Source organism: Streptomyces sp. RP5T (genome assembly GCF_003933965.1).
Classification (GTDB): Bacteria; Actinomycetota; Actinomycetes; order Streptomycetales; family Streptomycetaceae; genus Streptomyces.
Genome location: NZ_RSAJ01001074.1, coordinates 1 through 1,393, shown reverse-complemented (window position 1 = coordinate 1,393; position 1,393 = coordinate 1). Strand labels below are relative to the sequence as shown.

General features: G+C 77.7%; 1 pseudogene. It reads left to right on the top strand.

The window, feature by feature from the left end:
* Positions 1-1,393: pseudogene (locus EHS43_RS44565) on the top strand (ATP-binding protein); the annotation flags it as partial.

The window sequence follows — 1,393 nt, the reverse complement described above, 5'->3', positions numbered from 1 at the left end:
GGCGAGGAGATACCCCTGCCCGCGCTCGGCGAGGCCGCCGCCCCCGCCCCGCTGCTCGCCTCCCGGCTGAGCACGTCCGCCCGCGCCACCCTGCGGTTCGCCGTCGCGCTCGGCGGCGAGGTGCCCCACCAGGCGCACCTGCCCGCGCTGATCGGCGACACCCACGCGGACGCCGCCCTCGGCGAGCTCGCGGACTGCGGACTGGTCTCCCCGGTCGGCTCCCGCTACCGGCTCGCCGCCGGTGTCCTCGCCCAGCTGGAGGCCGCCGGATACGGCGACGACACCGAGAGCCGCGCCCTCACCGCCGCCCAGCACTACAGCTGGTGGGCCGGGCACCCCTCGGTCACCCCCGAGCGGGTGTGCGCGGAGGCCGACGCCCTGCTGGCCGCCCTCGCCGTCCTGGTGCCGACCACCCTCGCCCCCGACGAGGGCGAGCAGGCCGTCACCGTGCAGCTCGCCCGCACGGCGGCGCCCGCCTTCGCCGCCGGCGGCCACTGGGGCGCCTGGGAGCGTGCGCTACGGGCCGGTTCCGAGGCCTCCCGGCTCGCCGGTGAGGTGTCCGAACAGGCCTACTTCCACCACGAGCTCGGCATCCTCGCGCTCTGCGGCGGACAGCTCGACCGGGCCCGCGCCGAACTGGAGGCCTCCATCGGCCTGCGCGGCGCCCTCGCCGACAAGCGCGGCACCGTCGCCGGCCGCCGTGCCCTCACCCTGGTCTCCGACCGGGACGGCAGCGCGCCCGGCCTGGCCGCGGTCCTCGGCGCGACGGCGGGCGAGGAGGTGCCCGACGCCCGGTACGACGAGTCCGCCTCGCCGCCCGGGGGTGTCCCCGCGGCCTTCCCGGCGCTCCAGCCGCCGGCCGACGCGCAGACGGTCGTCGTCCACCGCTCGCCCAGCACGTCCGCGCCCTCGCGCAAGGCCCGCGGCGGGCTCAAGGGCCTCGCCAAGCGCAACCTCGTCGCGGCCGGCGCGGGCGCGCTCCTGGTCGCGGTGCTCGGCACGGTCGTGACGCTGGGCGCCACCTCCGACAACGACCCGAACGCCCCGTCCGACCGGGTCGGCGTCAACCCCTCGGCCAGCATCGGCATCGACGACGGCAACCTCGGAGCGGACGTCCCGCAGGACGACGACAAGGGCGACACCGGTACGGCGACCTCCCGTCCCACCGATCCGGGGCCCGACGGGACGTACGGGACCGCGGACGACCCGACTCCCACGGACACCGCCAGGCCGTCCGACGATCCGAGCGGGACGCGGGGGACGGGGAGCACGCCGACCTCGCCGAAGCCGACGTCCCCCAAGCCCTCGACGTCCAAGCCGTCGACACCGTCCACGCCGACGGGTTCCGGAACCCCGTCCTCGACGCCGACCGCGCCGACGGGCACGCCGACGC